The sequence below is a fragment of the Lentzea terrae genome (assembly GCF_003265345.1).
GTDB classification, from domain to species: Bacteria; Actinomycetota; Actinomycetes; order Mycobacteriales; family Pseudonocardiaceae; genus Lentzea; species Lentzea terrae.
Map to the genome: position 1 here is coordinate 100,404 of NZ_QFWW01000012.1, position 25,315 is coordinate 125,718.

The 25,315-nt window shown below is 68.2% G+C and carries 25 protein-coding genes; 10 read left to right on the forward strand and 15 right to left on the reverse strand.

The window, feature by feature from the left end; all coding sequences use genetic code 11:
* Positions 1-167 precede the first annotated feature (167 nt).
* Positions 168-1,544, forward strand: a complete 1,377-nt coding sequence (locus DI276_RS18405) for an apolipoprotein A1/A4/E domain-containing protein (RefSeq protein ID WP_112265013.1) — start codon at positions 168-170, stop codon at positions 1,542-1,544.
* A gap of 70 nt (positions 1,545-1,614) precedes the next feature.
* Here the strand turns inward: DI276_RS18405 and DI276_RS18410 are convergent, their stop codons facing one another.
* From DI276_RS18410 to DI276_RS50025, 7 genes are all read right to left on the reverse strand, one after another.
* Positions 1,615-2,889: a thymidine phosphorylase gene (locus DI276_RS18410; protein WP_112264929.1), complete on the reverse strand. Its 1,275-nt coding sequence runs from the start codon at positions 2,887-2,889 to the stop codon at positions 1,615-1,617.
* Positions 2,886-3,275 carry a cytidine deaminase gene (locus tag DI276_RS18415; protein ID WP_112264931.1) on the reverse strand — a complete coding sequence of 130 codons (390 nt, stop codon included), beginning with the start codon at positions 3,273-3,275 and terminating at the stop codon, positions 2,886-2,888. Before DI276_RS18415 ends, DI276_RS18410 begins: the two co-directional genes overlap by 4 nt.
* Positions 3,268-4,509, reverse strand: coding sequence for an ABC transporter permease (locus DI276_RS18420; protein WP_112265015.1), 1,242 nt, complete (start codon positions 4,507-4,509; stop codon positions 3,268-3,270). Before DI276_RS18420 ends, DI276_RS18415 begins: the two co-directional genes overlap by 8 nt.
* Positions 4,510-4,517: 8 nt before the next feature.
* The gene (locus DI276_RS18425; RefSeq protein ID WP_112264933.1) at positions 4,518-5,591 is read right to left on the reverse strand and encodes an ABC transporter permease; all 1,074 of its coding nucleotides are present in this window, start codon (positions 5,589-5,591) and stop codon (positions 4,518-4,520) included.
* Entirely contained in the window at positions 5,591-7,171 is a 1,581-nt protein-coding gene (locus DI276_RS18430) for an ABC transporter ATP-binding protein (protein ID WP_112264935.1), read from the reverse strand. The genes DI276_RS18425 and DI276_RS18430 overlap by 1 nt, the downstream gene beginning before the upstream one ends.
* A gap of 81 nt (positions 7,172-7,252) precedes the next feature.
* Positions 7,253-8,386 (reverse strand): BMP family lipoprotein, encoded by a 1,134-nt coding sequence (locus tag DI276_RS18435; RefSeq protein ID WP_112264937.1) that lies wholly within the window; start codon positions 8,384-8,386, stop codon positions 7,253-7,255.
* 162 nt (positions 8,387-8,548) lie between these two features.
* Positions 8,549-8,701, reverse strand: a complete 153-nt coding sequence (locus tag DI276_RS50025) for a hypothetical protein (protein ID WP_157984792.1) — start codon at positions 8,699-8,701, stop codon at positions 8,549-8,551.
* A 415-nt stretch (positions 8,702-9,116) separates the two neighbouring features.
* Between DI276_RS50025 and sdhC the strand changes: the two genes are divergently transcribed.
* From sdhC to DI276_RS18460, 4 genes are read left to right on the forward strand one after another with little or no spacing between them, the layout of a single operon-like run.
* Positions 9,117-9,539, forward strand: coding sequence for a succinate dehydrogenase, cytochrome b556 subunit (gene sdhC, locus DI276_RS18445; protein ID WP_112264941.1), 423 nt, complete (start codon positions 9,117-9,119; stop codon positions 9,537-9,539).
* A gap of 2 nt (positions 9,540-9,541) precedes the next feature.
* Positions 9,542-9,949, forward strand: coding sequence for a succinate dehydrogenase hydrophobic membrane anchor subunit (locus DI276_RS18450; protein WP_408610559.1), 408 nt, complete (start codon positions 9,542-9,544; stop codon positions 9,947-9,949).
* Positions 9,950-9,971: 22 nt separating this feature from the next.
* On the forward strand, positions 9,972-11,726 hold the full coding sequence (gene sdhA, locus DI276_RS18455; RefSeq protein WP_112264942.1) for a succinate dehydrogenase flavoprotein subunit: 1,755 nt from the start codon (positions 9,972-9,974) through the stop codon (positions 11,724-11,726).
* The gene (locus DI276_RS18460; protein ID WP_112264943.1) at positions 11,726-12,508 is read left to right on the forward strand and encodes a succinate dehydrogenase iron-sulfur subunit; all 783 of its coding nucleotides are present in this window, start codon (positions 11,726-11,728) and stop codon (positions 12,506-12,508) included. The genes sdhA and DI276_RS18460 overlap by 1 nt, the downstream gene beginning before the upstream one ends.
* Before the next feature lie 55 nt (positions 12,509-12,563).
* Here the strand turns inward: DI276_RS18460 and DI276_RS18465 are convergent, their stop codons facing one another.
* Entirely contained in the window at positions 12,564-13,775 is a 1,212-nt protein-coding gene (locus DI276_RS18465; protein WP_112264945.1) for an FAD-binding oxidoreductase, read from the reverse strand.
* A gap of 62 nt (positions 13,776-13,837) precedes the next feature.
* Positions 13,838-15,103 carry a D-alanyl-D-alanine carboxypeptidase family protein gene (locus tag DI276_RS18470; protein WP_112264947.1) on the reverse strand — a complete coding sequence of 422 codons (1,266 nt, stop codon included), beginning with the start codon at positions 15,101-15,103 and terminating at the stop codon, positions 13,838-13,840.
* A gap of 61 nt (positions 15,104-15,164) precedes the next feature.
* Between DI276_RS18470 and DI276_RS18475 the strand changes: the two genes are divergently transcribed.
* The 4 genes from DI276_RS18475 (at position 15,165) to DI276_RS18490 (ending at position 17,340) form a co-directional block, all read left to right on the forward strand.
* On the forward strand, positions 15,165-15,392 hold the full coding sequence (locus DI276_RS18475; RefSeq protein WP_112265020.1) for an SCO4848 family membrane protein: 228 nt from the start codon (positions 15,165-15,167) through the stop codon (positions 15,390-15,392).
* Positions 15,393-15,401: 9 nt separating this feature from the next.
* Entirely contained in the window at positions 15,402-15,752 is a 351-nt protein-coding gene (locus tag DI276_RS18480) for a hypothetical protein (RefSeq protein WP_112226843.1), read from the forward strand.
* An 81-nt stretch (positions 15,753-15,833) separates the two neighbouring features.
* The gene (locus DI276_RS50030) at positions 15,834-16,385 is read left to right on the forward strand and encodes a hypothetical protein (RefSeq protein WP_157984793.1); all 552 of its coding nucleotides are present in this window, start codon (positions 15,834-15,836) and stop codon (positions 16,383-16,385) included.
* 40 nt (positions 16,386-16,425) lie between these two features.
* Positions 16,426-17,340: a hypothetical protein gene (locus DI276_RS18490; RefSeq protein ID WP_232836745.1), complete on the forward strand. Its 915-nt coding sequence runs from the start codon at positions 16,426-16,428 to the stop codon at positions 17,338-17,340.
* Between the two features lie 24 nt (positions 17,341-17,364).
* Here the strand turns inward: DI276_RS18490 and yhjD are convergent, their stop codons facing one another.
* The 5 genes from yhjD to DI276_RS18510 all read right to left on the reverse strand — a co-directional run bounded on the left by yhjD (position 17,365) and on the right by DI276_RS18510 (position 23,978).
* A complete protein-coding gene (yhjD, locus tag DI276_RS18495; RefSeq protein ID WP_232836746.1) occupies positions 17,365-18,351 on the reverse strand; it encodes an inner membrane protein YhjD in 987 nt (328 codons plus the stop codon).
* A gap of 24 nt (positions 18,352-18,375) precedes the next feature.
* On the reverse strand, positions 18,376-19,392 hold the full coding sequence (gene trpS, locus DI276_RS18500; protein WP_112264951.1) for a tryptophan--tRNA ligase: 1,017 nt from the start codon (positions 19,390-19,392) through the stop codon (positions 18,376-18,378).
* Positions 19,393-19,419: 27 nt separating this feature from the next.
* Positions 19,420-19,611, reverse strand: coding sequence for a hypothetical protein (locus tag DI276_RS50035; RefSeq protein WP_157984794.1), 192 nt, complete (start codon positions 19,609-19,611; stop codon positions 19,420-19,422).
* Positions 19,612-19,734: 123 nt separating this feature from the next.
* Complete coding sequence (locus DI276_RS18505) at positions 19,735-22,257, reverse strand: bifunctional FO biosynthesis protein CofGH (protein ID WP_112264953.1); 2,523 nt, start codon at positions 22,255-22,257, stop codon at positions 19,735-19,737.
* A gap of 62 nt (positions 22,258-22,319) precedes the next feature.
* Positions 22,320-23,978 (reverse strand): TIGR03767 family metallophosphoesterase, encoded by a 1,659-nt coding sequence (locus tag DI276_RS18510; protein ID WP_112264955.1) that lies wholly within the window; start codon positions 23,976-23,978, stop codon positions 22,320-22,322.
* A 177-nt stretch (positions 23,979-24,155) separates the two neighbouring features.
* On the opposite strand from DI276_RS18510, the gene DI276_RS18515 reads away from it, so the two are divergent.
* On the forward strand, positions 24,156-24,527 hold the full coding sequence (locus DI276_RS18515; protein ID WP_112264957.1) for a hypothetical protein: 372 nt from the start codon (positions 24,156-24,158) through the stop codon (positions 24,525-24,527).
* Here the strand turns inward: DI276_RS18515 and DI276_RS18520 are convergent.
* Positions 24,524-25,315, reverse strand: coding sequence for an exodeoxyribonuclease III (locus tag DI276_RS18520; protein ID WP_112264959.1), 792 nt, complete (start codon positions 25,313-25,315; stop codon positions 24,524-24,526). The genes DI276_RS18515 and DI276_RS18520 overlap by 4 nt on opposite strands.

Here is a 25,315-nt window from a genome sequence, read left to right on the forward strand (position 1 = left end):
GGCGTTCGGAGTAATCGGGTAGCCTGTTCGGGCCAGTCGCCCGTCCGCACCCGGCCGTTTTCTGGCGGGGGTGGTACAGAGACGTCCCGTGACGCGGATAGGCTCCCGTGGTCTCCCCCTCCCCTGGACGAAGGCACTCAGCCGTGACAGAGAACAACAACTCCACGATGTCCTTCGATCGGATGCGCAACATGCTCACGCGCGCCGCGGAGATCCGTGAGAGCGAGCAGCAGCAGATCTTCGACGCGTTGGACGAGATCCACGCCCGGATGTCGCCTCTGGAGTCGCTGGGTTCGGTCCGCAAGCGCCTGTCGGAGCTGCCGGACCGCACCGAGGTCAGCGTTCTCGCGGAGCGGCTGGACGAAGCTCTCGCCAAGCTGGAGGCCCAGGACAACGCCGTCGCCGACATCGGTCGCGCGGTCGACGCCCTGGTGGACAAGCTCGCCAAGCCCTTCGCCCAGCTGGACGGCCGTCTCGACGGCGTCGCCGGCCGCTTCGAGGGTGTCGCGGGCCGCATGGACGGTCTCGAGGACAAGCTCGCGAGCATCCACAAGCGCATCGACGACCTCGACGGTCACCTCGACAAGCAGGACGGCAAGGTCGACGCGATCCCGGGCGCGGTCACCAACCCGCTGCGCGAGCGCATCGAGGCCCTCGAAGCCGCACTGCGCGGCCGCCTCGACGAGGTCGACGAGGGCGTGCACGAGCACCTCGACGGCACCCGCGAGGCCCTGCAGAAGATCCTCGCCGACTCCTTCTCCGGCATCCACGGCCGCGCCGACGAGCAGCGCGACGCCCTGGCCGCCGCCCGCGCCGACCTGGCCGCCGCCGTCGCCGACAGCCGCGCCGAGCTCGTCAACGCGGTGACCGACCGCCACAACCAGCTGGCCTCCGCCCTCGCCGAGACCCGCTCCGAGCTGTCCGGCGCCGTGGCGGACTCCCGCAACTCGCTGGCCGGCTCGGTCACCGAGACCCGCGACTCGCTGGCGTCGTCGCTGGCCGAGACCCGCACCGAGCTCGCCTCCGCCGTCGCCGACACCCGCGAGGCCGTCAACGGCAAGCTGGACGAGGCCCGCACCGCCCTGTACGCGGCGATCGAACAGTCCCGCGACCAGGTCGACGCAGCCGACCGCCTGGAGGCCCTCGCCGGCCGCCTGGAGCAGGTCACGTCGAAGCTCGACACGATGACCGACCGCCTGGACAAGGTCGAGGACGACTTCGCCACCCGCATCGCCGAGCTCGGCGGCTCGGTCGACGCCAGCCTCACCAAGGTCGCCGAGACCGTCGGCGCCCGCCCGGACACCGACGCCCTGCAGTCCCTGGTCCGCAAGTCGAACCAGGAGTCCGAACTGCGCATCGGCGGCCAGCTGGACGAGGCCATGGCCACCTTCGCCGAGCTCATCCTCGGCGGCGGCTCGCCCACGCCTCCCCCGCCGCCCACCGCCCTGCCGCGGCCGCAGCGCCGGACCCGCAAGAACGGTCCGAAGCCGGCCAACGGCGGCAAGGACATGGACGACGACGATCTGGCGCAGGAAGGCGCCTGATCGCGCTTGACCACGAAGAACGGCCCCGGAGCTGCACAGCTCCGGGGCCGTTGTCGTTCACCTGACGCAGTCAGCCGCGGATCGTGTCGATCACCAACGGCGACCGCTCCACAGCGGAGTCCGAGACCTCGTAAGCACCTTCCAACGCCTGCAGGGCACCGTCGATCGCCTCCGGGGTGTCGGTGTACAGCTCCAGCAACGGCTGCCCGGCCTCCACCACATCCCCTGGCTTGGCCAGGCACATCACGCCGGCACCGGCCTGCACCGGATCCTCCTTGCGCGCCCGCCCGGCCCCAAGACGCCAAGCAGCCACCCCAACGCCGTAAGCGTCCAAAGTGGACAGCACGCCGGAAGCAGGTGCCTCGACGACGTGGCGATGTGCCGCGACCGGCAACGGAGCCTCCGGATCGCCGCCCTGAGCCCGAATCATCCGAGCCCACGTCTCGTAAGCCTCACCAGAAGCCAGCACCGCAGCCGGGTCAGCGGAAATCCCAGCCAGGGCAAGCATTTCCGAGGCCAGCGCCACGGTCAGCTCGACCACGTCGGCAGGCCCGCCACCGCGCAAAACGTCAACGGACTCGGCCACCTCGACCGCGTTGCCGACGGCCGCGCCCAACGGCACCGACATGTCGGTCAACAAAGCCGAAATCCGCACGCCGTGCTCGACACCGATCGCCACCAGCGCCTCGGCCAAAGCACGTGCGGAGGCCAAATCCTTCATGAAGGCACCAGAACCGACCTTCACGTCGAGAACCAGCGACTCGGCCCCCTCCGCGATCTTCTTCGACATGATCGAAGACGCGATCAGCGGAATCGCCTCAACGGTCCCGGTGACGTCCCGCAACGCGTAGAGCTTCCGGTCCGCCGGAGCAAGTCCTTCGGTAGCAGCGCAAACGACCGCACCGACCGAAGAGAGCTGAGCAAGAATCTCCGAAGTGGACAGTGCGGCTCGCCAGCCGGGGATCGACTCCAGCTTGTCCAGCGTCCCACCGGTGTGGCCGAGACCGCGTCCGGACAGCTGCGGCACCGCGGCACCGCAAGCCGCGACCAGGGGCGCCAGCGGCAGCGTGATCTTGTCGCCCACGCCACCGGTCGAGTGCTTGTCCACGGTCGGGCGGGAAACGTGCAACGACAGCCGCTCGCCGGACGAGATCATCGCCTGCGTCCAGCGCGCGGTCTCCGCCGAGGTCATGCCGTTGAAGAAGATCGCCATCGCCAGCGCGGACATCTGCTCGTCCGCCACGACGCCGCGCGTGTACGCGTCGATGACCCAGTCGATCTCCGCGTCGGACAGCACCCGTCCGTCGCGCTTGGCGCGAATGACGTCCACAGCCGAGAAACTCATGGCAGGTCCTCCGGTCCGAACGCGTCGAGCAGCACCTCGGTCATCGGCAACGGCCCGCGCGCGGTGTCGACCAGGCACTCACGCCCGCCGAACTCGTAGATCACCTGACGGCAGCGGCCGCACGGCATCAGCAGTTCGCCGCTACCAGAACGACACGCGACCGCGACCAACCGACCGCCGCCGGTCAGCCGCAGCTGGCCGACCATGGTGCATTCAGCGCACAAGCCGAGGCCGTACGAAGCGTTCTCGACGTTGCACCCGACGATGATGCGGCCGTCGTCGCACAGAGCGGCGGCACCGACCTGAAGCCCCGAGTACGGGCAGTGGGCGAACGACGCCGCTTCCACTGCCCGTGCCCTGAGCAGGTCCCAGTCGATCTCAGCCACGCCGGTAGACCAGACCGTCGGCGGCCGGCATGCGCAACCGCTGCGACGCCACGGCCAGCACGGCCAGCGTCACCATGTGCGGGGCGTACGAGACGAACTCGCCGGGGATCTCGTCGAGGCTGATGTACAGCAGATACAGCAGCACTGCCACGACGATCGCCGCCGCCGCCGAGAACCACTTACGTCGGATCAGCTGCCACACGACGATGACGCCGAGCAGCAGCACCACGCCGTAGACCAGCGCCAGCACCGTTTCACCGCCCGAACGCAGCTGCAGGCCGTCGGCGTAACCGAACAGCGCCGCGCCACCCAGCAGGCCACCAGGCCGCCAGTTGCCGAAGATCATCGCGGCCAGACCGATGAAGCCGCGGCCGCCGGTCTGACCCTCCAGATAGGACAGCTGACCGGGGTTCAACACCAGTGCCGCGCCACCGAGACCGGCGAGGCCACCCGAGACGATCACGGCCACGTACTTGTGGAAGTAGACCTTCACACCGAGCGAGTCGGCGGCGTGCGGGTTCTCGCCGACCGAGCGCAGGCGCAGGCCGAAGCGGGTGCGCCAGAGCAGGTAGTACGAGAGCGGCACCAGCAGGATCGTCAGCAGCATCAACGGCGAGACGCCGGTGACCAGGCCGCGCAGGATGCCTGCGACGTCGGAGATGAAGAGGCGCTGACCGGCCTCCAGCTCACCGAGCCAGTCCGCGAGGCCCGCCGCCGAGTACGTGTCGAACGGCTGGACCGGCGGCGACTGCCTGGGGTTGTTCGACAGCGGCTGGAACAGCAGCGTCGACAGGTACTTCGTGAGACCGGCGCCGAGCAGGTTGATGGCCACACCGGAGACGATGTGGTTGACGCCGAACGTCACCGTGGCGATCGCGTGCAGCAGGCCGCCCAGCGAACCGAAGACGACCGCTGCGACCAGAGCCGCCCACGGGCCCCACTGGTAGCCGGCCCACGCCGCTCCCCAGGTGCCCATGATCATCATGCCTTCGAGGCCGATGTTGACCACGCCCGCGCGTTCCGCCCACAGGCCGCCGAGACCGGCGAGCAGGATCGGCAGCATCAGCCGGACCGCGGTCTGGGTCGTGCCGGACGAGGTGAGCTGCGGGAAGCCGGTCTGCATCGAGGTGATCGACAGCAACGCGATGGCGCCGGCGACACCGATCATCGCGACGGCCCAGCCGGGCACCTTGCGCTTGCGCGGCGCCGCCGGGACGTGGGGCTTCTCCTCCATCGTCGTGATCACGCGGCACCTCCGACAGTTCCGAGCTCACGGCCGACGCGGCGCTGTTCCGCGGCCAGTTCGACGCGGCGGACCACCTCGTACGCGACGACGACCGACAGGACGATCGAGCCCTGCATGATGGTGACGATCTCCCTTGGCACACCGACGTTGTCGAGCGCGAGGCCCGACTTGTCGAGGAACGCCCACAGCAGCGCGCCGAACGCGATGCCGCCGGGGTGGTTGCGGCCGAGCAGCGCGATCGCGATGCCCGAGAAGCCGATGCCCGCGGTGAAGTTGAGGCTGAACGTGTGGTCGCGGCCGAGCAGTTCCGGCAGCGAGATGAGGCCCGCGATGGCGCCCGAGAGCAGCATCGAGACCAGCACCATCTTCTTGGCGTTGACGCCACCGGCGGATGCGGCGGTCGACGACTCGCCGGACGCGCGCAGCTCGAAGCCGAACCTGGTGCGGTTCATCATGATCCAGTAGCCGACGCCCAGTGCGATGGCCACGAAGATGAAGCCGAACATCGTGCCGCCGCCACCGAACGAGATGCCGGGCATCCAGCCGCTCTCCGGGATCTCCGCGGTGCGGATGTTGTTGCCCCGCAGCTCACCGAAGACGTCGCGGCGGATCAGGTAGGCGGACAGGCCGATCGCCAGGCCGTTCATCATGATCGTCGAGATGACCTCGTTGACGCCCCGGGTCACCTTGAGGATCGCGGGGATCGCGGCCCAGGCGGCACCGGCGAGCGCGGCCGCGATGATGATCACCAGCGTGTGGATGCCCGGTGGCAGCGCGATCGAGCCGCCGACGACCGCGGCGATGACGGCAGCGACGCGGTACTGGCCCTCGACACCGATGTTGAACAGGTTCATCTGGAACCCGATCGCCACCGCGAGCGCCGCGATGTAGTAGATGCCCGTCGAGTTGATGATGTCGACGAGCGTCGTGCCCTTGCCGACCTGGCTCACCATCGCGCCGAACGCGTTGAGCGGGTTCGCGCCCGAGATCACGAGCGCCACACCGCACAGCAGCATGGAGAAGACGATCGCCAACGCGGGCGGCAGGAGTTTGCCGCGCAGGTGTCCCATCAGTTCTCGCCTTCCTCAACCACCGCGGTCTCCTGGACGGCGGCGCTCGTGCTGCCCGCACCCGTCATCGCACTGCCGAGGTCCTCGGGCGTCACGGTGTTCGGGTCGGCGTCGGCCACCAGGCGTCCGCGCAGCATGACCTTGATCGTGTCCGACAGGCCGATCAGCTCGTCCAGGTCGGCGGAGATCAGCAGCACGGCGAGGCCTGCGGCACGGGCGCGCTTGATCTCGTCCCAGATCAACGCCTGCGCACCGACGTCGACGCCACGGGTCGGGTGCGACGCGATGAGCAGCACCGGCTCGCCGGACAGTTCGCGGCCGACGACGAGCTTCTGCTGGTTGCCACCGGACAGCGCGGCCGCCGGCACGTCGATGCCGGGCGTGCGGACGTCGAAGTCGGTGACGATCCGCTCGGTGTCCTGCTTGGCGCCGTCGATGTCGAGCCAGACGCCCTTGGCCGTCGGCTTGCGGGTCTGGTAGCCGAGGATCCGGTTGTACCAAAGGGGTTGCGTGAGCAGCAGGCCGTGGCGGTGGCGGTCCTCCGGGATGTAGCCGATGCCCGCCTCGCGCCGGGCGAGTGTGCCCAGCTTGGTGAGGTCCTTGTCCTGCAACGTGATCGTGCCGCTGCCGGCCTTGCGCATGCCCATGATCGTCTCGACGAGCTCGGTCTGGCCGTTGCCCTCGACACCGGCGACACCGACGACCTCGCCGGAGCGGACCACCAGGTCGACATCGTCGAGGATCGGCCGCGAGCCGTCCGGGGTGAGCAGCTTGAGGCCCTTGACGTCCAGCACGACCGTGTCGGTGACGGTGGACTCGCGGGTCTCCGGGCTGGGCAGCTCGCTGCCGACCATCATCTCGGCGAGCTGGCGCGACGACACGGTCTTCGGGTCCGCGCTGCCGACGGTCGTGCCGCGGCGGATCACCGTGACCGAGTCCGCGATCGCGCGGACCTCGTCGAGCTTGTGCGAGATGAACAGGAACGTGTAGCCCTGCTCCTGCATGCCGCGGACGGTGTCGAAGAGCTCGTTGACCTCCTGCGGCACGAGCACGGCGGTCGGCTCGTCCAGGATGATCACCTTGGCGCCGCGGTAGAGCACCTTGAGGATCTCGACGCGCTGCCGGTCCGCGACGCCGAGCTGCTCGACGAGCACGCCGGGGTCGACGTTGAGGCCGGTCTTGCCGGAGAGCTCGATGATGCGCTTGCGGGCCTTCTGACCGATGCCGTGCAACGCCTCCGCGCCCAGGACCACGTTCTCCTGCACGGTGAGGTTGTCGGCGAGCATGAAGTGCTGGTGCACCATGCCGATGCCGGCCTTGATGGCGTCCGACGGGGTGCGGAACCGCACCTGCTCGCCGTTCACCTCGATGGTGCCCTCGTCCGGCGCCTGCATGCCGTAGAGGATCTTCATCAGGGTCGACTTGCCCGCGCCGTTCTCACCGCACAGGGCATGTACCTCGCCACGGCGGACGGTCAGGTGGACGTCGCTGTTGGCGACCACACCGGGGAATCGCTTGGTGATGCCGGTGAGCACCACCGCAGGGGGATCGTCCGTCCGTACGGACGTGGGACTGCTCATCGTCGAGTGCTCCTCCTACCACGCACCAGGCCCTGTGAGGTCTGTCCTCACAGGGCCCGGAGCGTGCTGTGGCTTTCGGACTTACGGCTTGTCCTTGACCTGGATCTTGCCCTCGATGATCTGGGCCTTGTAGCCCTCGAGGATGCCCTGCAGCTTCGCGTCGATCTTGCCACCCGACGTGGCGTAGCCGACACCGTTGACCTTCAGGTTGAAGACCTTCGGCAGCGACGCGAGGTCGTTCTTGGCGACGGCCCTGATGAAGTCGTAGACCGCGACGTCGACACGCTTGAGCATGGACGACACGATGACGTCCTTGGTGTCGGCGACGGTCGCCTGGTTGTACTGGTCGGAGTCGACACCGATCGCCAGCACGCCGGCCTGCTTGGCGGCCGAGAAGATGCCCTTACCGGAGGCACCGGCGGCCTGGTAGATCACGTCGGCGCCCTTGTCGATCTGGCCCTTGGCTGCTTCCTGGCCCTTCGGCGCGTCCTGGAAGCCCGTGAAGTCACCGGCCGGGGTGATGTACTTCTTCTCGACCTTGACCTTCGGCGCGGCGGCCGTCGCACCCTGCACGTAGCCGGCCTCGAACTTCTGGATCAGCGGGATCTCGACGCCGCCGACGAAGCCCACGTGGCACTTCTTGCTCTGGTACGCGGCGATGACACCGGCCAGGAAGGAGCCCTCCTGCTCGGCGAACAGCAGCGGCGTCACGTTGGTCGCGCCCTCGACGACGGAGTCGACCAGGCCGAACTTGACGTTCGGGAACTGCGGCGCGACGACCTTCAGCGACTCGGCGTAGGCGAAGCCGACACCGATGATCGGGTTGAAGCCCTCGGACGCGAGCTGGCGCAGACGGGTCTGCTTGGCCGACTCGTCCTCGTTCGGGGCGGCGGAGAGCTCGCGCGTGTTCTCCTTCTTGACGCCCATGTCCGCGATGGCCTTGTCCAGACCGGCGGCGGCGGAGTCGTTGAACGACGCGTCGCCACGACCACCGATGTCGTAGGCCAGACCGATCTTCAGCGCGCTCGCGTCCACCTTGTCACCAGCGGCAGCGCTGGTGTTCGAGGTGGCCGGCGCGGGGGGAGGCGTGGCGAACTCGCACGCGGCACCACTGCCGGTGTTCGAGTTGTTGCTACCGCCACCCGAGTCCTTCGCACAGGCGGCCATAGTCATCACGCTGGTCAACGCGATCGCGGCGACCGCGACACCACGCATACGACGACGCACGGCTCGTCTCCTCCCTGAGGTTCCTCCCCAACGACGTTGTTGGGTTCTAGACGGCGCACCGTACCTCTTAGTAACCAACCTCGTTGCGGCCAGCACCTACAAAGACCCCTATCGGTTACGCATTCGACGCTTTGGCCGTACGAGTGGTGATCATTCGTGTTCGGCGCGTGGTGAAACGTCCTCTTCGGCCGCTTCCCCGTCCTGATCGTCGTCCAAACGGCGCAGTTCCGCGCGCTGACTCCAGCGCTCCAGCGCCGACGACATGCCGGCGACGGGCCCGCCCGGCGGTAGCTCCCTCCCCATGGGCCAAGGATGAGCCGGAACGCTCACGCGGCACTGACTCGGGGATGTCAGTCGCTTGACCGCCGCTGACCTGCGCTTCGACGATCAACGAAATTTCTTCGCGGAGACGTTGAACCGTCTGCGGGGTCATCGTCGTGTAGAGGGTGGCAAGTGCCCTTGCCACTGACGGCGGCCCGGACCAAGGCGGAGGTCCAGGCCGCCGTCCTTCGTTTTCCCGGTACATGCGCACCATTTGTGGCGTGGACCGCATTTCAGGATCGATCAAGACCGCTTGGGCGATCGACAGCGTGTCTCATCGATCACAGAGCGGGTGCGCCTGCTGGGTCGGCTCCAACGTGCGGGACTAGCATTTCCCGGTCATGGTCGGAAGGAACTGTTCGCCGACCACCACCACTGACGTTGGAGGCCGCGGCGCATGACCAGCGCAGGCGCACCCGAGCGGTCGGGCACCACCCGTGGGGGTGGGACGCTCTACCGCGGTGATCTGGGCATGTGGTCCTGGGTCGCCCACCGGATCACCGGTGTCCTCACGTTCTTCTTCCTCTTCACCCACGTGCTCGACACGGCGCTCGTGCGCGTGTCCCCGAACGCGTACGACGCGGTGATCGAGACCTACAAGAACCCGGTCGTGAACCTCTTCGAGGTCGGCCTCGTCGGCGCGGTGCTCTACCACGCGCTCAACGGCATCCGGGTCATGCTGGTCGACTTCTGGGAGAAGGGCGCCAAGTACCAGCGGGTCATGCTCTGGACCGTGCTCGGCGTGTGGATCGCCGTGATGATCCCCGGCGCCTACTTCATGCTGGTGCGCACGATCTCCGAGCTGGTTGGGGGCCACTGACCATGTCGCTCGCACTCGACAAGCCCCGCCAGCCGCGCCGCCCCGCGGCCCGTCGCAGCAACGGTGAGCTCTACAGCTGGCTGTTCATGCGCCTGTCCGGGCTGCTGCTCGTGATCCTGGTGCTGGGCCACCTGTTCATCATGAACATCCTCGACGGTGGCATCCACCGCATCAACTTCGGTTTCGTCGCCGGCCGCTGGGCATCGCCGTTCTGGCAGTTCTGGGACCTCGCGATGCTGTGGCTCGCGCAGATCCACGGCGGCAACGGCGTGCGGACGATCATCAACGACTACGCCCGCAAGGACACCACCCGGTTCTGGTTGAAGATGCTGCTCTACGTCTCGATGGTGCTGATCGTCTCGCTCGGCACGTTCGTGATCTTCACCTTCGACCCGAACATCTCGAACTGACCCGCGCGGGGAGCCCACCACAATGCAGTTCCACAAGTACGACGTAGTCATCATCGGCGCTGGTGGTGCCGGCATGCGCGCGGCCATCGAGTCCGGCCAGCGCGCCCGCACCGCAGTGCTCACCAAGCTCTACCCCACGCGTTCGCACACCGGCGCGGCCCAGGGCGGCATGTGCGCCGCCCTCGCCAACGTCGAGGAGGACAACTGGGAGTGGCACACCTTCGACACGATCAAGGGCGGCGACTACCTGGTCGACCAGGACGCCGCCGAGATCATGGCGAAGGAAGCGATCGACGCCGTTCTCGACCTCGAGAAGATGGGCCTGCCGTTCAACCGCACGCCCGAGGGCAAGATCGACCAGCGCCGGTTCGGCGGCCACACGCGCAACCACGGTGAAGCCGCCGTGCGCCGCGCCTGCTACGCCGCGGACCGCACCGGCCACATGATCCTGCAGACGCTGTACCAGAACTGCGTCAAGCACGGCATCGAGTTCTTCAACGAGTTCTACGTGCTCGACATCTGCCTGACCGAGACGGAGAACGGCCCGGTCTGCACCGGCGCCGTCGCCTACGAGCTCGCGACCGGCGAGATCCACGTCTTCCAGGCCAAGTCCGTCGTGTTCGCGACCGGTGGTTTCGGCAAGGTCTTCAAGACCACGTCGAACGCCCACACGCTGACCGGCGACGGCATGGGCATCGTCTTCCGCAAGGGCCTGCCCCTGGAGGACATGGAGTTCTACCAGTTCCACCCGACGGGCCTCGCCGGTCTCGGCATCCTGCTGACCGAGGGTGCTCGCGGCGAGGGCGCGATCCTGCGCAACGCCTCGGGTGAGCGGTTCATGGAGCGCTACGCCCCGACCATCAAGGACCTGGCTCCGCGCGACATCGTGGCCCGCTCGATGGCCCTCGAGGTGCTGGAAGGCCGTGGCGCCGGCCCGAACAAGGACTACGTGCTGCTGGACTGCACGCACCTCGGTGCCGAGGTGCTGGAGACCAAGCTGCCGGACATCACCGAGTTCGCGCGCACCTACCTGGCCGTCGACCCGGTCGTCGAGCCCGTCCCGGTGTACCCGACCGCGCACTACGCGATGGGCGGCATCCCGACGAACATCCACGGCGAAGTGCTGCGGGACAACGACAACGTCGTTCCGGGCCTCTACGCCGCCGGTGAGTGCGCCTGCGTGTCGGTGCACGGCGCGAACCGCCTCGGCACCAACTCGCTGCTGGACATCAACGTGTTCGGCCGCCGCGCGGGCATCGCCGCCGCGGAGTACGCGCTGTCCCGCGACGAGCACGTCGACCTGCCGCCGAACCCGGCTGCGTCGGTCGAGGCACAGGTCGCGCTGGCGCTGTCCGAGCACGGCCAGGAGCGCGTGGCGGACATCCGCACCGAGCTGCAGGCCACCATGGACGCCAACGCGTCCGTGTACCGCACCGAGGACACGCTGAAGCAGGCGCTGCACGACGTGCAGGCGCTGAAGGAGCGCTACGCCCACATCTCCGTGCAGGACAAGGGCAAGCGCTTCAACACGGACCTGCTGGAGGCCGTCGAGCTCGGCTTCCTGCTGGAGCTGGCCGAGGTGCTGGTCGTCGGCGCGTTGGCGCGCAAGGAGTCCCGCGGCGGCCACGCCCGCGAGGACTACCCGAACCGCGACGACACGAACTTCATGCGCCACAGCATGTTCTACAAGCAGGGCGACGGTCTGGCCGCGGACATCCGCCTCGACTACAAGCCCGTCACCTTTACCCGGTACAAGCCGATGGAGCGCAAGTACTGATGACCGCCACCACCGAAACTGCTGCCGGCTCGCGCGGCGCTCAGCCCCCGGTTCCGGACGGCGCTGTCACGGTCACCGTGAAGATCCGCCGGTTCAACCCGGAGTTCGACGACGAACCGCGCTGGGACTCGTTCGACATCCCGGCACTCCCGTCGGACCGCGTGCTGAACCTGCTCCACTACATCAAGTGGTACGTGGACGGCACGCTGACCTTCCGGCGTTCCTGCGCCCACGGCATCTGCGGCTCGGACGCCATGCGCATCAACGGCGTCAACCGCCTGGCGTGCAAGGTCCTGCTGAAGGACCTGCTGCAGAAGGGCGACAAGCAGACCACGATCACCATCGAGCCCATCAAGGGCCTGCCGGTGAACAAGGACCTGCTCGTCGACATGGAGCCGTTCTTCGAGGCGTTCCGCGCGGTCAAGCCGTACCTCGTGACCTACGGCAACGAGCCGACGCGCGAGCGGATCCAGTCCGTCGCCGACCGCGAGCGCTTCGACGACACCACGAAGTGCATCCTGTGCGCCTGCTGCACCACGTCGTGCCCGGTGTACTGGACCGAGGGCTCGTACTTCGGCCCGGCGGCGATCGTGAACGCGCACCGGTTCATCTTCGACTCGCGGGACGAGGGCGCTGAGGAGCGGCTCGACATCCTCAACGACGTCGACGGCGTGTGGCGGTGCCGGACCACGTTCAACTGCACCGACGCCTGCCCGCGTGGCATCCAGGTCACCAAGGCGATCCAGGAAGTGAAGCGCGCGCTGCTGTTCAAGCGCGTCTGATTCGGTTTCTGTTCGCGGCGCCGCGTTCCCGTTGGGGGCGCGGCGCTTTCGCGTTCTACAGCGACTGCGGGAAGTGCAGCAGTCCGGTCGGGTCGTAGTGCCGCTTGATCTCCTTGAGGCGGGCCAGGTTCTCACCGTGGTAGGCGGTGAGCGGGTCGGCCAGGTGGAGGTCGGGGAAGTTCGGGTAGACGCCGCCGGACGCGTGCTCGTGCAGTTGAGCCCACGTCTGGTGGACCCAGTCCGCGTCGGCGCTGACGTGCTCGACCAGAAACCGTTCGCTGCGGTGGGCGAACGCCGTCGCTGCTCGGCTGGTTCGGTTGTAGGCGCCGCCCATCGGCGTGAAGTTGAGCTCCCGGCCCGGTCCGAGGTCGTCGAGTGCCAGTACCGCGCGGCGGAAGAAGTGGGACCTGCTGAGCACCGGTCCCGGGTCGAGCTCGCCCAGTTCGTCGAAGGACTGCTTGAGCTCGAAGTAGGGCATGGTGCGGATGTCGCTGGTGGCCGGTGCCAGGTCGAGGAAGTCGTCGGGCCGGCCGGTCCCGAACACGGTCGCTCCCCGCGCATCGATCTTGAGGTTCGCGCTGAGCTCGTCCGGTGCGTCGGGCGCGATCTCCTGCCACTTCTGCAGGACGTCCGCTGCTCTGCTGCTCGGCCAGGTCAGCACGAACCTCGTCGCGAGTTGTTCCGGCACCGGGTCGAAGACGAGCTTCGTGACGACACCGAACTGGCCGCCGCCCGCGCCTCTGAGCGCCCAGAAGAGGTCGGGTTCGCGGTCGTGCGCGCAGTCGACGATCCGACTGTCGGGCAGGACGACCTGGGCCGCGCGCAACCGGTCCGACGTCAGGCCGTACCGGCGGCCGAGCAGCCCGAGCCCGCCGCCGAGGGTGAGCCCGGCGATGCCGACTGTGGGACCGCATCCTGCCGGGAGGGTCAGGCCGTGCCGGTGCAGGCCTCCGTACACCTCGGCGAGTTTCGCGCCGGCACCGATCGTGGCCGTCCCGTCGTGCACCGACACGTCGTTCATGGGGCTGAGGTCGAGGACGATCCCGGTGGTGGAACTGCGTCCGGCGAAGCAGTGGCCGCCGCCGCGTGGGGTCACGTGGATGCCTGACTCTCTTGCGTAAGCCAGGGCGTTCGACACGTCGTCGGGGGTGAAGCAGCGCACCACCGCTCGAGGACGGATGTGGTGATAGTTCGGCAAAGCCGGGGTGCGGGCTCGTTCGTAGTCCGGGTTGCCGGCTTCGAGGACTTCGCCGGTCAGGTCGGTCATCGCACCTCCACAATGCGAAACGGCCCCAGCGCACGTGCGCTGGGGCCGTCGTCGTCGAGCTCTCAGATGCCCTGTGCCGCCTGCGCGGCCTGGCGGCGTGCCCGTGCCGCCTTGGCCCGCTTGTTGCGGATGTAGAGGAACACAGCGGCCAGCAGACCGATGCCCGCGGCGGCTGTGATCGGGAGGCCGACCGTGCCGAACGCGGTGGGCGTCGGGCGGCCAGAGGCGGAGTCGCCGGCTGCCGCGTCGTCCGGGGTGTTGCTGTCCTGGGTGGGGACGACCTTCGGCTTGGGCTGCGGGGCGCCGTCGACGAGCTTGCCGACGCCGCCGGGGCCCATGCCGAAGCCGTAGTCGAGCAGCTTCGCGGCCTGGGCGGTGATGTGCGTGGGCTGTTGCTGGCCGCGCAGCAGCACCACGACGAGGCGGCGGCCGTTGCGTTCGGCTGCGCCCACGTAGGTGTGCAGGGAGTCGTCCGTGTAGCCGGACTTGCCGCCGATCGCGCCCACGTAGTTGTTCAGCAGGCGGTTGTCGTTCGTCAGCATGATCGTGCCGCCGTTGCGGCCGGGGAACTGCGCCTGCTTCAGCTTGATGGCGTTCGCGAACTCCTCGTACTTCATCGCGCCGCGGAAGATCAGGGCGACGTCGTAGGCCGAGGTGCTGGTGCCGGGGGCGTCGAGGCCCGACGGGGTCACGGCGCGGGTGTCGAGGGCGCCGAGCTCCTTCGCCATGGCGTTCATCTTGCGCAGCGCGTTCGGCACGCCGCCGAGCTGCCGGGCGAGCGTGTGCGCCACGTCGTTGCCGGACGTGAGCAGCAGGCCGTGCAGCAGCTGGCGCACCGTGTACTGGCCGCCATCCTTGAGGCCGACGCAGGTGCACTCCTGCTGCGTGTCCTCTGCGGAGGCGGTGACGACCATGTCGCCGCGCAGTTCCTTGGCGACGACCATCGCGAGCAGCACCTTGATGACGCTCGCCGGACGCTGCCGGCCGTGCGGGTCGTACGCGGCGATGACGGCGCCGCTGTCCATGTCCGCGAGCATCCACGACACGGCCGTGATGCCGCTCGGGGGCTGCGCCTGGTTCGGCGGCAGGATCAGGCCGCACTCGCCCAGCCGGTCACCACCGACCGGCTTCTCCGGCACCTCGAGCGGGGTCGGCGCCTTCTGACCGGGCGCCGGCTGCTCGGACGTGTCCACCGGGGGCGGCGGCGTCTCGCGGTTCGCGCACTGAGCCGCGCCGGCGGCCTGCTGTGCGGTGCCGGTCGGTGCGGCGAACGCGGCTGTGGCCGTTGCTAGGACCAGGGCGACGATGAGCCGTTTGGTGAAGGGCACGGCTCCAGGCTATCCACCCCCGTTTAGCGGCTTGCACGCACCACGTCTGATACTGGTGAACGTGAAGCTCTCGCGCCCGATGTCACTCTTCCTGGTGGCTTTCGGTGTGTGGTCGTGGGTGATCTGGCCCACGTTCCTGACAAACATCTGGAAAGACCCACGTTCGTTCAGCGACGGACCAACCCCGTTCTTCACGGTGCACCTGGTGCTCGTGATCGTCTCGCTCGTGCTCGGCACCGTCATCGGCGTGCTGGGTGTGCGAGGCTTCCTGGCCACTCGACGTCGATAGGAAAACGCTGTGGAGTTCGTACGCCTGTTGCTGGTGTTCCTGCACCTGCTGGGCATGGGCATGCTCGTCGCGATGATCATGTTGCAGGCCAAGGCCGGCAAGGACGCGCCGGTCAACAAGGGCTGGCTGCACGGCGCGGCGCTGCAGCTGCTGACTGGTGTCGCGCTGGTCGGCATCGACCCGCTGGTCGACTCGGTGAAGTACGACCACATCAAGATCGGCGTCAAGCTGCTGGTCGTCGTGGCCATCGCCGCCGTCGTGGCGATCAACGTGAACAAGCCCAAGGCCCCGTCCTGGCTGATGCCGACCGCCGCGTCGCTGGTCGTGCTGAACGTGGGCATCGCGGTCTTCTGGACCTGATCGGGCGATGTCGCGCGCACTCGTGGGTGACGTCTGCCTGCTGCGCGCGCGACGCACCGTGCGTGGGCGAACCATCGTGCCATGTCACGTATCGCCTATATCGGTGTGCTCACCGCCGGAGCGGTGTTGACGATCGTCGCGCTGCATGGTGCCGGCCCGGAGGCTGAGGCCTCCGGGGATGGCCGGGTGTGCGCCGCTGCGTGGTGCCCGAAAGAACGTCCAGGATGGCGCACGCCCAAGCCAAGAGGTGACGAACCTCCCAGCTCGACCACGTCAACGACCACCACCACGACGACGCCGTGCACGACCACGTCGACGTCCACCTACACGAAGCCGTCGACGACCACCTCGACCAAGACGACCTCGTCCACAACGTCTTCGACGACCACGTCCACGTCGTCGACCACGTCGTCAACCACAACGACTCCGCCGGTCACGACGACGACCACTCCGCCGACGTCGAAGCCCCCGACGTCGACCAAACCGGTCGCGAAACCCCCGCGGCACCAGGACAACCGCCTGGCCAACACGGGCGCTTCGATCGGCTGGCTGGTGCCGCTCGGCGTGCTCCTCGCCATCGCGGGCGTGCTCCTGCTGGTGCTCGACCGCGTCAGGCACAGCTACCGGCGCTGAGGCGGCAAAAGTTGTCGGTGGTGCTCGTCACACTGGTTCCGTGCTCATCGAACACCTGCGCGAACGCAGCGATCTCGGAGTCATCAGCGCCACCACCCTTCGCTCGCTGGGGGTCGCCAACCCCTGGCGCCGTTGCGAGCCCGGCGGGCCGTGGCAGCGCATGCACCCAGGCGTGGTGCTGCTGCACAACGGCCCGCCGACGCGCGACCAACAGGTCACCGCGGCCCTGCTGCGCGCAGGCCCAGGCGCCGTGCTCACCGGCGCGGAAGCCTGCCGCCGCCACGGCCTGCCCGCCTCCGGCACCGAGATCCACGTGCTCGTGCCGGGCAGAGGCGTCGGCTCGGACCAACTGGTGGTGGAACGCGCCTCCCCGATGCCGCCTTCCTGCGACGTGGGCGGGTTCCCCGTCGTGTCCGCGGCACGAGCCGTGGTCGACGCATGCCGCCACCTCCGCTCCGCCGACGCGGCCACGGCCCTGGTCGCGGCGGCCATCCAACGAGGCCGCTGCACACCTTCAAGCCTCGCCGCAGAAGCCCGCACCAACCGCTACGGCACCAAGCTGGTCCGCTCCGTCCTGAAGGAGCTGGTCAGGGCGCAATCGGTGGCCGAGCGCGACGCCCGCCACCTGTCCCGCCGGATCCGCCTGACCACACCGCACTGGAACGTCACGATCGCCGACTCCGACGGCCTGATCATCGGCAGACCGGACGCCTGGTTCGACGACGTGGGCCTCGCCTGGGAGATCGACTCGAAGGCGTTCCACTACGGACCTCGCGACTACGAACGCACGCTGGCCCGCAACAGCCGATACGCGGCGGCGGGAATTCTGGTCGTGCAAACGCTGCCGACTCGGTTGAGGGACAGCCCGGAGGCGGTGGCGCGTGAGTTGAAGAAAGCACACCGGGCGGCTGCGGCACGCCCGAGGCCGCCGGTGCGAGTGGTGGAGCCGATTTGAACCCGACCAATCGCATGGGACCGACTACCGCCGCCGCCACCGAATCCCGAGCAAAGCCCCCACCACAGCCCCGACCCCCACCAACAAGGAAGGCGAAGGCCCACTCCGCACCGAAACCACCGGCGAGATCACCGCAGGAGGCGGCGCCGGCACCACCTCGGGCTCCCGGTTCTCCCGAGCAGTGGCAGTCCAAGCCGCGATGAACAACAAGAACTGCGCCACCAGGTTCGCGAACACCAGCACACCGATCACCGACCCGAACGCGGCCGACGTGGGCGACCGGGTGACGAACGACAAAAAGATCGTCGCCGCCTGCTTCAACACCTCGAACCCAATAGCAGCAGCGAAAGCCCCGCGCAGCGCACTACGCCACCCGACGGGCTTGCGCGGCAACCGGGCCAGCACCCAGAGGAACACCATCCAGTTGGCGAGCAACGACAACAGAATCGAGGCGATCCGCACCAGCGCGTGCGCCCAGCCGGCGTTCTCGAACCCCAGCCAGTCCAGCACCTTCTCGGCGAACCCCGAGCCGAGAGCGGTGATGGCGAACGAGAGCACGATCGCGAGTCCGAGACCGACCAGCGCCAGCAGGTCGCGCCACAGCGTGCCGAAGAAGGGCAGGTTCTCCTTGGCGTGGCCCCATTGCGCGGTCAGGGCGTCGCGGAGGTTGCCCATCCAGCCCAGGCCGGAGTAGGCGGCGACCAGCAGGCCGATGATGCCGACCGTGCCCTTGGAGTCCAGGGCGGTGTTCACGGCCTCGTCGACCTGCGCGCGCAGGTCCCTGTCCGGCACGGCTTCGGCGATGGCGGAACGCAGGTCGGCCAGCAGGTCCGGCTGGGACTGCAGCACGAAGCCTGCCACCGCGAAGCCGATCATCAGGATCGGCACGAGGGACAGCACGCTGAAGTACGTGACCGCGGCCGCGTAGTGGGTGCCGTAGCGCTCCGTGAAGCGCTCGTAGGCCAGCATGATGTGGTCGAGCCACGCGTACTTCCGCCGCCACTTGTCCACGATCAAGACGCTAGTGCAAGTGCACTACTCAGGCAGAACAAACCCGATCTTCTCGTACGAGCGGCGCAGCGTGACCGAGGCGACCTCGCGGGCGCGTTCGGCGCCACGAGCCAGGATCTTGTCGAGCGAGGCCACGTCGTCGAGGTACATGCGGACGCGTTCCTGGACCGGCGTGACCCACTCGGTGAAGACCTCGCCGAGGTCCTTCTTCAGGTCGCCGTAGCCCTTGCCGTCGTAGTCGGCCACCAGCGACTCGACGGAACGGCCGGTCAGGGCCGAGTAGATCGTCAGCAGGTTCGAGACGCCCGGCTTGTTCTCGACGTCGAAGATGATCTCGCGGCCCGTGTCGGTGACGGCCGAGCGGATCTTCTTGGCCGAGCGCTTCGGGTCTTCCAGCAGTTCGACGACGCCGCCGGGGACCGACTTGCTCATCTTCGCCGTCGGGTCCTGCAGGTCGAAGATCTTGGCCGTGTCCTTGACGATGTACGCCTCCGGCAGGCGGAAGGTCTTGCCGTAGCGCGAGTTGAAACGCGTCGCCAGGTCGCGGGTCAGCTCCAGGTGCTGGCGCTGGTCCTCACCGACCGGGACGTAGTGCGCCTGGTACAGCAGGATGTCCGCGGCCTGCAGGATCGGGTAGGTGAACAGGCCCACGCCGACGTTCGCTTCGGAGCGCGAGGACTTGTCCTTGAACTGCGTCATGCGCGACGCCTCGCCGAAGCCGGTCAGGCACTGCATCACCCAGCCGAGCTGGGCGTGCTCCGGGACGTGCGACTGCACGAACAGCGTCGCGCGGTCCGGGTCGATGCCCAGCGCCAGCAACTGCGCTGCGGAGACACGGGTGTTCTGACGCAGTTCCTTCGGGTTCTGCTCCACGGTGATCGCGTGCAGGTCGACGACGCAGTAGAACGCGTCGTGCGTCTCCTGCAAGGCCACCCACTGCCGCACCGCGCCCAGGTAGTTGCCGAGGTGGAACGAGCCTGCGGTCGGCTGGATGCCGGACAGCACTCGGGGGCGGCTGGTGGGTGCGTTCTCCGTGGACACGAGCGAAATCTTCTCAGACCAGGCGAATCAGTTCTGCGCGGTGTCCTGCTGGGCCAGGTCGACGCGCTGGTTCGCGGCCGCGACCGGAGCCGGCTTCCGACGCTTCACCAGGCCGTACACCAGGCCGCCGACACCGGCGGTGACCGCGATCAGACCCACGGGACCCGCAGCAGTACCGGTCATGCTGCTCTCAACCGCAGCGCTCAGTACCAGACTCATGCCGTGCACTTGCCGAGCCTCCCCAAGGCACAGATCCACCCCGGAACGGGTGAACCTTGCTGACTGATTGGCCGCCAAGCTACCGATCACCGGTAGCGTCCATGCGCCAAGTCAGACTATCGGTCACTCTTGATCGGTTCGCACTCGCCCATATGTCGTAGTCCGCTGACGGGCGTTACGCCCTGCTAGTGAAGCCAGGGTCTGAAGCTCACGCACAGTGCGCGCCGACCCGTGTTCGGACCCGGCCATGCGACTGATGGTCTCCTCCATCAACGTGCCGCCGATGTCGTTCGCGCCGCCGTTGAGGATCTCCGCTGTGCCCTCGTCGCCGAGCTTGACCCACGAGCACTGGATGTTGTCGACCCGCCCGTGCAACGCCAGCCGCGCGAACGCGTGCACGGCGCGGTTGTCGCGGCGCGTCGGGCCGGGGCGGGCGACTCCTGCCAGGTAGATCGGGGCGTTGCGGTGCACGAACGGCAGCGCGACGAACTCGGTCAAGCCACCGGTCTGATCTTGAAGCTTTGCGAGCACGCGCAGGTGCGTGAGCCAGTGGCCGGGGTGGTCGACGTGGCCGTACATCATCGTCGACGACGAGCGAATGCCCAGCTCATGTGCAGTGCCGACGACCTCGAGCCAGGTCTCGGTCGGCAGCTTGCCCTTGGTCAGCACCCAGCGGACGTCGTCGTCGAGGATCTCGGCCGCGGTGCCGGGGATCGTGTCGAGGCCGGCCGCACGAAGCTCCGTCAGCCACTCGCGAACGCTCACGCCCGCCTTGGCCGCGGCGGAGACGATCTCCATCGGGCTGAACGCGTGGACGTGCATCTCGGGCAGCCGCTTCTTGATCGCGCGCACGACGTCCGCGTAGTAGGTCACCGGCAGCTTGGGGTCGATGCCGCCCTGCATGCAGACCTCGGTGGCACCCGCGTCCCACGCCTCCTGCGCGCGGTCCGCGACCTCCTCAGCGCTCAACCGGAAAGCATCGGCGTCCCGCTCACGTTGGGCGAAGGCACAGAAGCGGCAGCCGACGTAGCAGACGTTCGAGAAGTTGATGTTCCGGTTGACCACGTACGTGACGTCGTCGCCGACCACCTCTCGACGCAAGTCATCGGCCAGACGCGTCATCTCTTCCAACGCCTGACCATCGGCGGTCAGCAACGCCATCGCGGCGTCGGTGTCGTCGAGCAGCGCGGCCGGGTCGTTCGCGGCGATCTTCAGTCCACGTTGGACGTCCTCGGAAAGCCGTTGCGGCGCAACGGGAATCTTCAGCTCGCTCCAGTCGCCGTAGACCTCGTCGAAGTCGCCGCGGCGGTCGCTCGTGCGACCTTCGGTGTCGATCGCGGTGTTGAGGTCCGCGCGGCCGTACGTGTCGAGCCCGCCGTCCGGCTCCTGCCACTCCCGGCCGACCACCGGAGCGTCCGGGTTCGCGAGGCCGCTTTCCAGCGCCAGCGCGGAAACGTGCCCGGTGAGCCGGGTGTCGATCCACTGCCCCGCCGCCGCGCGGACGTAGCGCGGGTAGACGTTCAGCCGTTCCTGCAAGGAAAAACCGGCCTCGCGCGTGATGTCCGCGAGCTCGTCGACCTGCGGCCACGGCTTCTCGGGATTCACGTGGTCGGGCGTGATCGGCGAGACGCCGCCCCAGTCGTCGACGCCCGCGCGCAGCATGAGGTCGAACTCCTCGCCGACGAGGTTCGGCGGTGCCTGCACGCTCACGGTCGACGGCATCACCAGGCGCGCGACGGCGATCGTCGCCGCGAGCTCGGTCAGGTCGGCGTCGGGCATGCCGCGCATCGCCGTGTCCGGCTTGGCGCGGAAGTTCTGGATGATGACTTCCTGGATGTGCCCGTACTGCTTGGCGACCTGGCGCATCGCGAGCAACGACTCGGCGCGCTCGGTGAGGTTCTCGCCGATCCCGATCAGGATTCCGGTGGTGAACGGGACGTTCACGCGCCCGGCGTCGGTGAGCACCCGCAGGCGGACCGCGGGATCCTTGTCCGGGCTGCCGTAGTGCGGCCCGCCCTTCTCGCTCCACAGCCGCTCAGCCGTGGTCTCCAGCATCATGCCCATGCTGGACGCGACGGGCCGCAGCCGCTGCAGCTCCTCCCAGCTCAGCACGCCGGGGTTGAGGTGCGGCAGCAGGCCCGTCTCCTCGAGCACCGCAATGGCGCTGGCCCGCACGTAGTCCAAAGTGGACTCGTAACCGCGCGCGTCCAGCCACTCCTTCGCGGCCGGCCAGCGGTCCTCCGGCCGATCGCCGAGCGTGAACAGCGCTTCCTTGCACCCCTGCGCGGCGCCCGCCCGTGCGATCGCCAGCACCTCGTCGCGTTCGAGGAACGCAGCGGGCAGCTTGTGCGGCACGGTCGCGAACGTGCAGTAGTGACAACGGTCGCGACACAACCTGGTCAGCGGGATGAACACCGACCGGCTGTACGTGACGACCCCAGGCCGCCCCTCGGCGAGCAGGTGCGCATCCCGCACCTTGCCCGCAGCCGTCAACAGCGCGTCTAAGTCCTCGCCACGCGCGTGCAGCAGCACGGCAGCCTCGGTCGCGTCGAGCACGGCACCGTCAGCGGCCCGGCGCAGCGCACGCCTCATGGCCGCCGCACTCGGACGGGGCTGCGGTGGGGTTAGCGAGATGTCCACTGCCACGTCAACGACCTTAGGCCGCCGAAATTCCTGACCACCGCGATCAGGGTGTGGCAAGGATTACGTCACCGCACGCTGACCAGCAGCTCGGTGTTCCGGTCGAGCGGCGTGCCCAGCGGGTTCGTCCGCGAGTGGATGTCGTTGTAGGTGAACTCCCGGCACAGGCTCGCCAACGCCGTGTCCGACCTGTCGTCGTAGTCGACCTGGTACGGCGCGTCGGCTTCCAACAGCGTCGTGAACAGCGACAACGTGCCATCGCCGTTGTCCGCGACCTCGATGACACGGGCGTGCTGCGGGTAGTCGACATGCGCGGCGGTGTTGATCTCCCAGAAGCTGCGGGACGGCGTGTCGTGCCGGTGCGGCGTGATCACGTTGCGGTGCGTGTGCCCGTTGACCCACGCCAGCACATTCGGGAACCGGTGCAGCAAATTGACCAGCGCGTCACCGTTCATCCGCGGGTCGAGCGGCCGGCGCCGGTCCGGCAGGACGTTGCCCATCGTCTTGGACGTGTGGTGGCTGAACAGGACGAAGAGCTCGTCGGTGACGTTCTGCCGCTGCGGAAGGCCCAGCCAGTCGTAGTAGAGCGAGCTGTTGCGCTTGAGCGTCCGCTCGATCCAGTTGAGCTGGTGCAGCCCGATCGAGCCCGTGGAGAACCCGGCGAGGTTCGTGGTGTCCATGCTGATGCCGGTCACGCCGGGCGCCATCCGGAACGTGTAGAAGACGTCGACGCCGTCCGCGTTGGCGTCCGTGTAGCCGTGACCGCCCGTCGGCAGGTGCTTGCGCACGTACTCACCGGTGTCGAACAGCCTGCGACGGTCATCGGGCGTCACGGTGCGGACGACGCCGCCGCTCGCGAGGATGGCCATCGCTTCGGGAATCGCCTTGGGGTCGTTGAACGCCTGTGCGACCTTCGCGTTCTGCACGGGGTCGCCGAACCCGACGATCTTCTTGCGCCCGGTGTACCAGCTGTCGAGCAGCCCGTCCGGCAGCGCGCCGACCACGCTGTCGTCGTGGTTGCCGATCGTGGCGTACCAGGGGATGTTCAGGCCGGGGCTGACGAACTCCCGCACAGCCGCGTCGAGCAGCCCTGGCAGCTGCGGGAAGCCTTTTGCCTTGTAGTCGTCAGTTCCGCTCATGTCCGGCTGCCAGAACGTGCTGATGCCCGCGTTCTGCACGCCCTCGTACCTGCCGTCGCCGGTGTTCGGCGTGATGCGGCCGCCGTTGAGGATCGCGAGGAACCAGTCGAGCTCGATGTTCTCGTGGTTGTCGGTGTTGTCGCCGGTCGTCATGAGGAAGTCGAACGGCCTGCCGGTCAACGGCCCCCTGCGCACCGCGTTGACGCGCTTCACGAGCGACGTCGAGCCCTGGGCCGTGAGCGCCTCCTGCGGCCGGTGCGCGCTGGACCCCATGATCGGGTGCAGGTACTCGAACCGCAGCGGGCTCTGGGCGTCGCAGATGTGCATGTCGCTGAACTGCACGAAGCTGGTCAGCGCTTGGCGTCGTACCTCGCGGCCCGCCTTGGCCTGGACGAGGTCGGTGCGCACGACGGTCGGCCAACCTGGGCCTGCGGTCAACCTGCGGTAGCCGCTGGTGCCGATCGGCGCGGCCGCGGTGTCGAGCGTGGTGCCCGCGGTGAACGCAAACGCTTGGGAGTCGAGGAGTGGCACGCCCGCCACGCCCGCACCCACCGCCAGGAGGAATGAACGCCTGCTGAAACCCGCCATGAGCCGCCCCCGATCTCATCGATGGTGAATCATGTTCAGATTCCGGGAGCTGGCAGGTGAAATCGAGCCGTCAGGCGGGGGACAAGAGCGATAAAGGCTGGTCGGGCTGGGTCAGTCGGCGTACTGCAACAGTCGGCCGGCAGGCGGCGTTGAGGTGCCGAGAGCGGGAGGTGGGCCATGGCGAGCGACGCCGAGGATGATCGGACCGACATGTTCGCGGCGATCGCGGTCGTGGTCGGCATCGTGCTGCTGGCGATCTCCCTGCCGGCGTTCCCGAAGGCGGTCAAGATCGCCTCCCGCACCGGGACGTTCACGAGCGAGGACGGCAAGATCACGCGCGCCGGCGTGCACGTGCGCAACGGCCTGCCGCGAGGCCTGAAGGTGGGCGAACGCATTCGTGCGTTCGACATCGGCACCAAGGACGAGGTCTACACGAGCGAGGGGCAGGCCGGTTACCCGTACGCGCTGCCGTTCATCCTCGGCGGGGTGGGCACGATCGCGCTCGTCCTCGGAGCCGAACACGCGTGGCGGAACCGGAAACGCCCTTAGCCGTACACGACGGTGACGGGAGCGTGGTCCGACCAGCGCTCGGCGTACGTCGCCGCCCGCTCCACCACCGCGGACGTTGCCCGAGCCGCGAGCCCGTCCGTCGCCACCTGGTAGTCGATCCGCCAGCCCGAGTCGTTGTCGAAGGCCTTGCCGCGGTACGACCACCACGAGTACGGCCCGACCGCTTCGGGGTGCAGCGATCGCATCACGTCGGTGTACCCGGAGGCGAACACCGACGACATCCACTCCCGCTCGTTCGGCAGGAACCCGGACGACTTCTGGTTCGTCTTCCAGGCCTTCAGGTCCTCCGGCCGGTGCGCGATGTTCCAGTCGCCGCACACGAGCACCTCACGGCCCGACACGGCGGCCTTCTCGCGCAACGACACCAGGTACGGCAGGAAGGCCGCCATGAAGCGGTCCTTCTCGTCCTGCTTCTCGGTGCCGACGTCGCCGGACGGCAGGTACAGCGACGCCACGACGACGTCCGGCAGCTCGATCTCCACGTACCGGCCGGAGGACTCGAACTCGGAAACACCGAAGCCGACACGGACCGAGGTCGGCTCGACGCGCGACATGATGCCGACGCCCGCGCGGCCCTTCAGCGACGACGGGGCGTACACGCCGTGCCAGCCCGCAGGCGAGTGGACCTCCGCCGGCAGCTCGTCCGGTTCCGCGCGAACTTCCTGCAGGCACACCACATCTGCGGAGGAAGCGGCGAGCCACGAGAGGTAGCCCTTCTTGGCGGCCGCGCGCAGACCGTTGACGTTGATCGTGGAGACCGTGAGCAC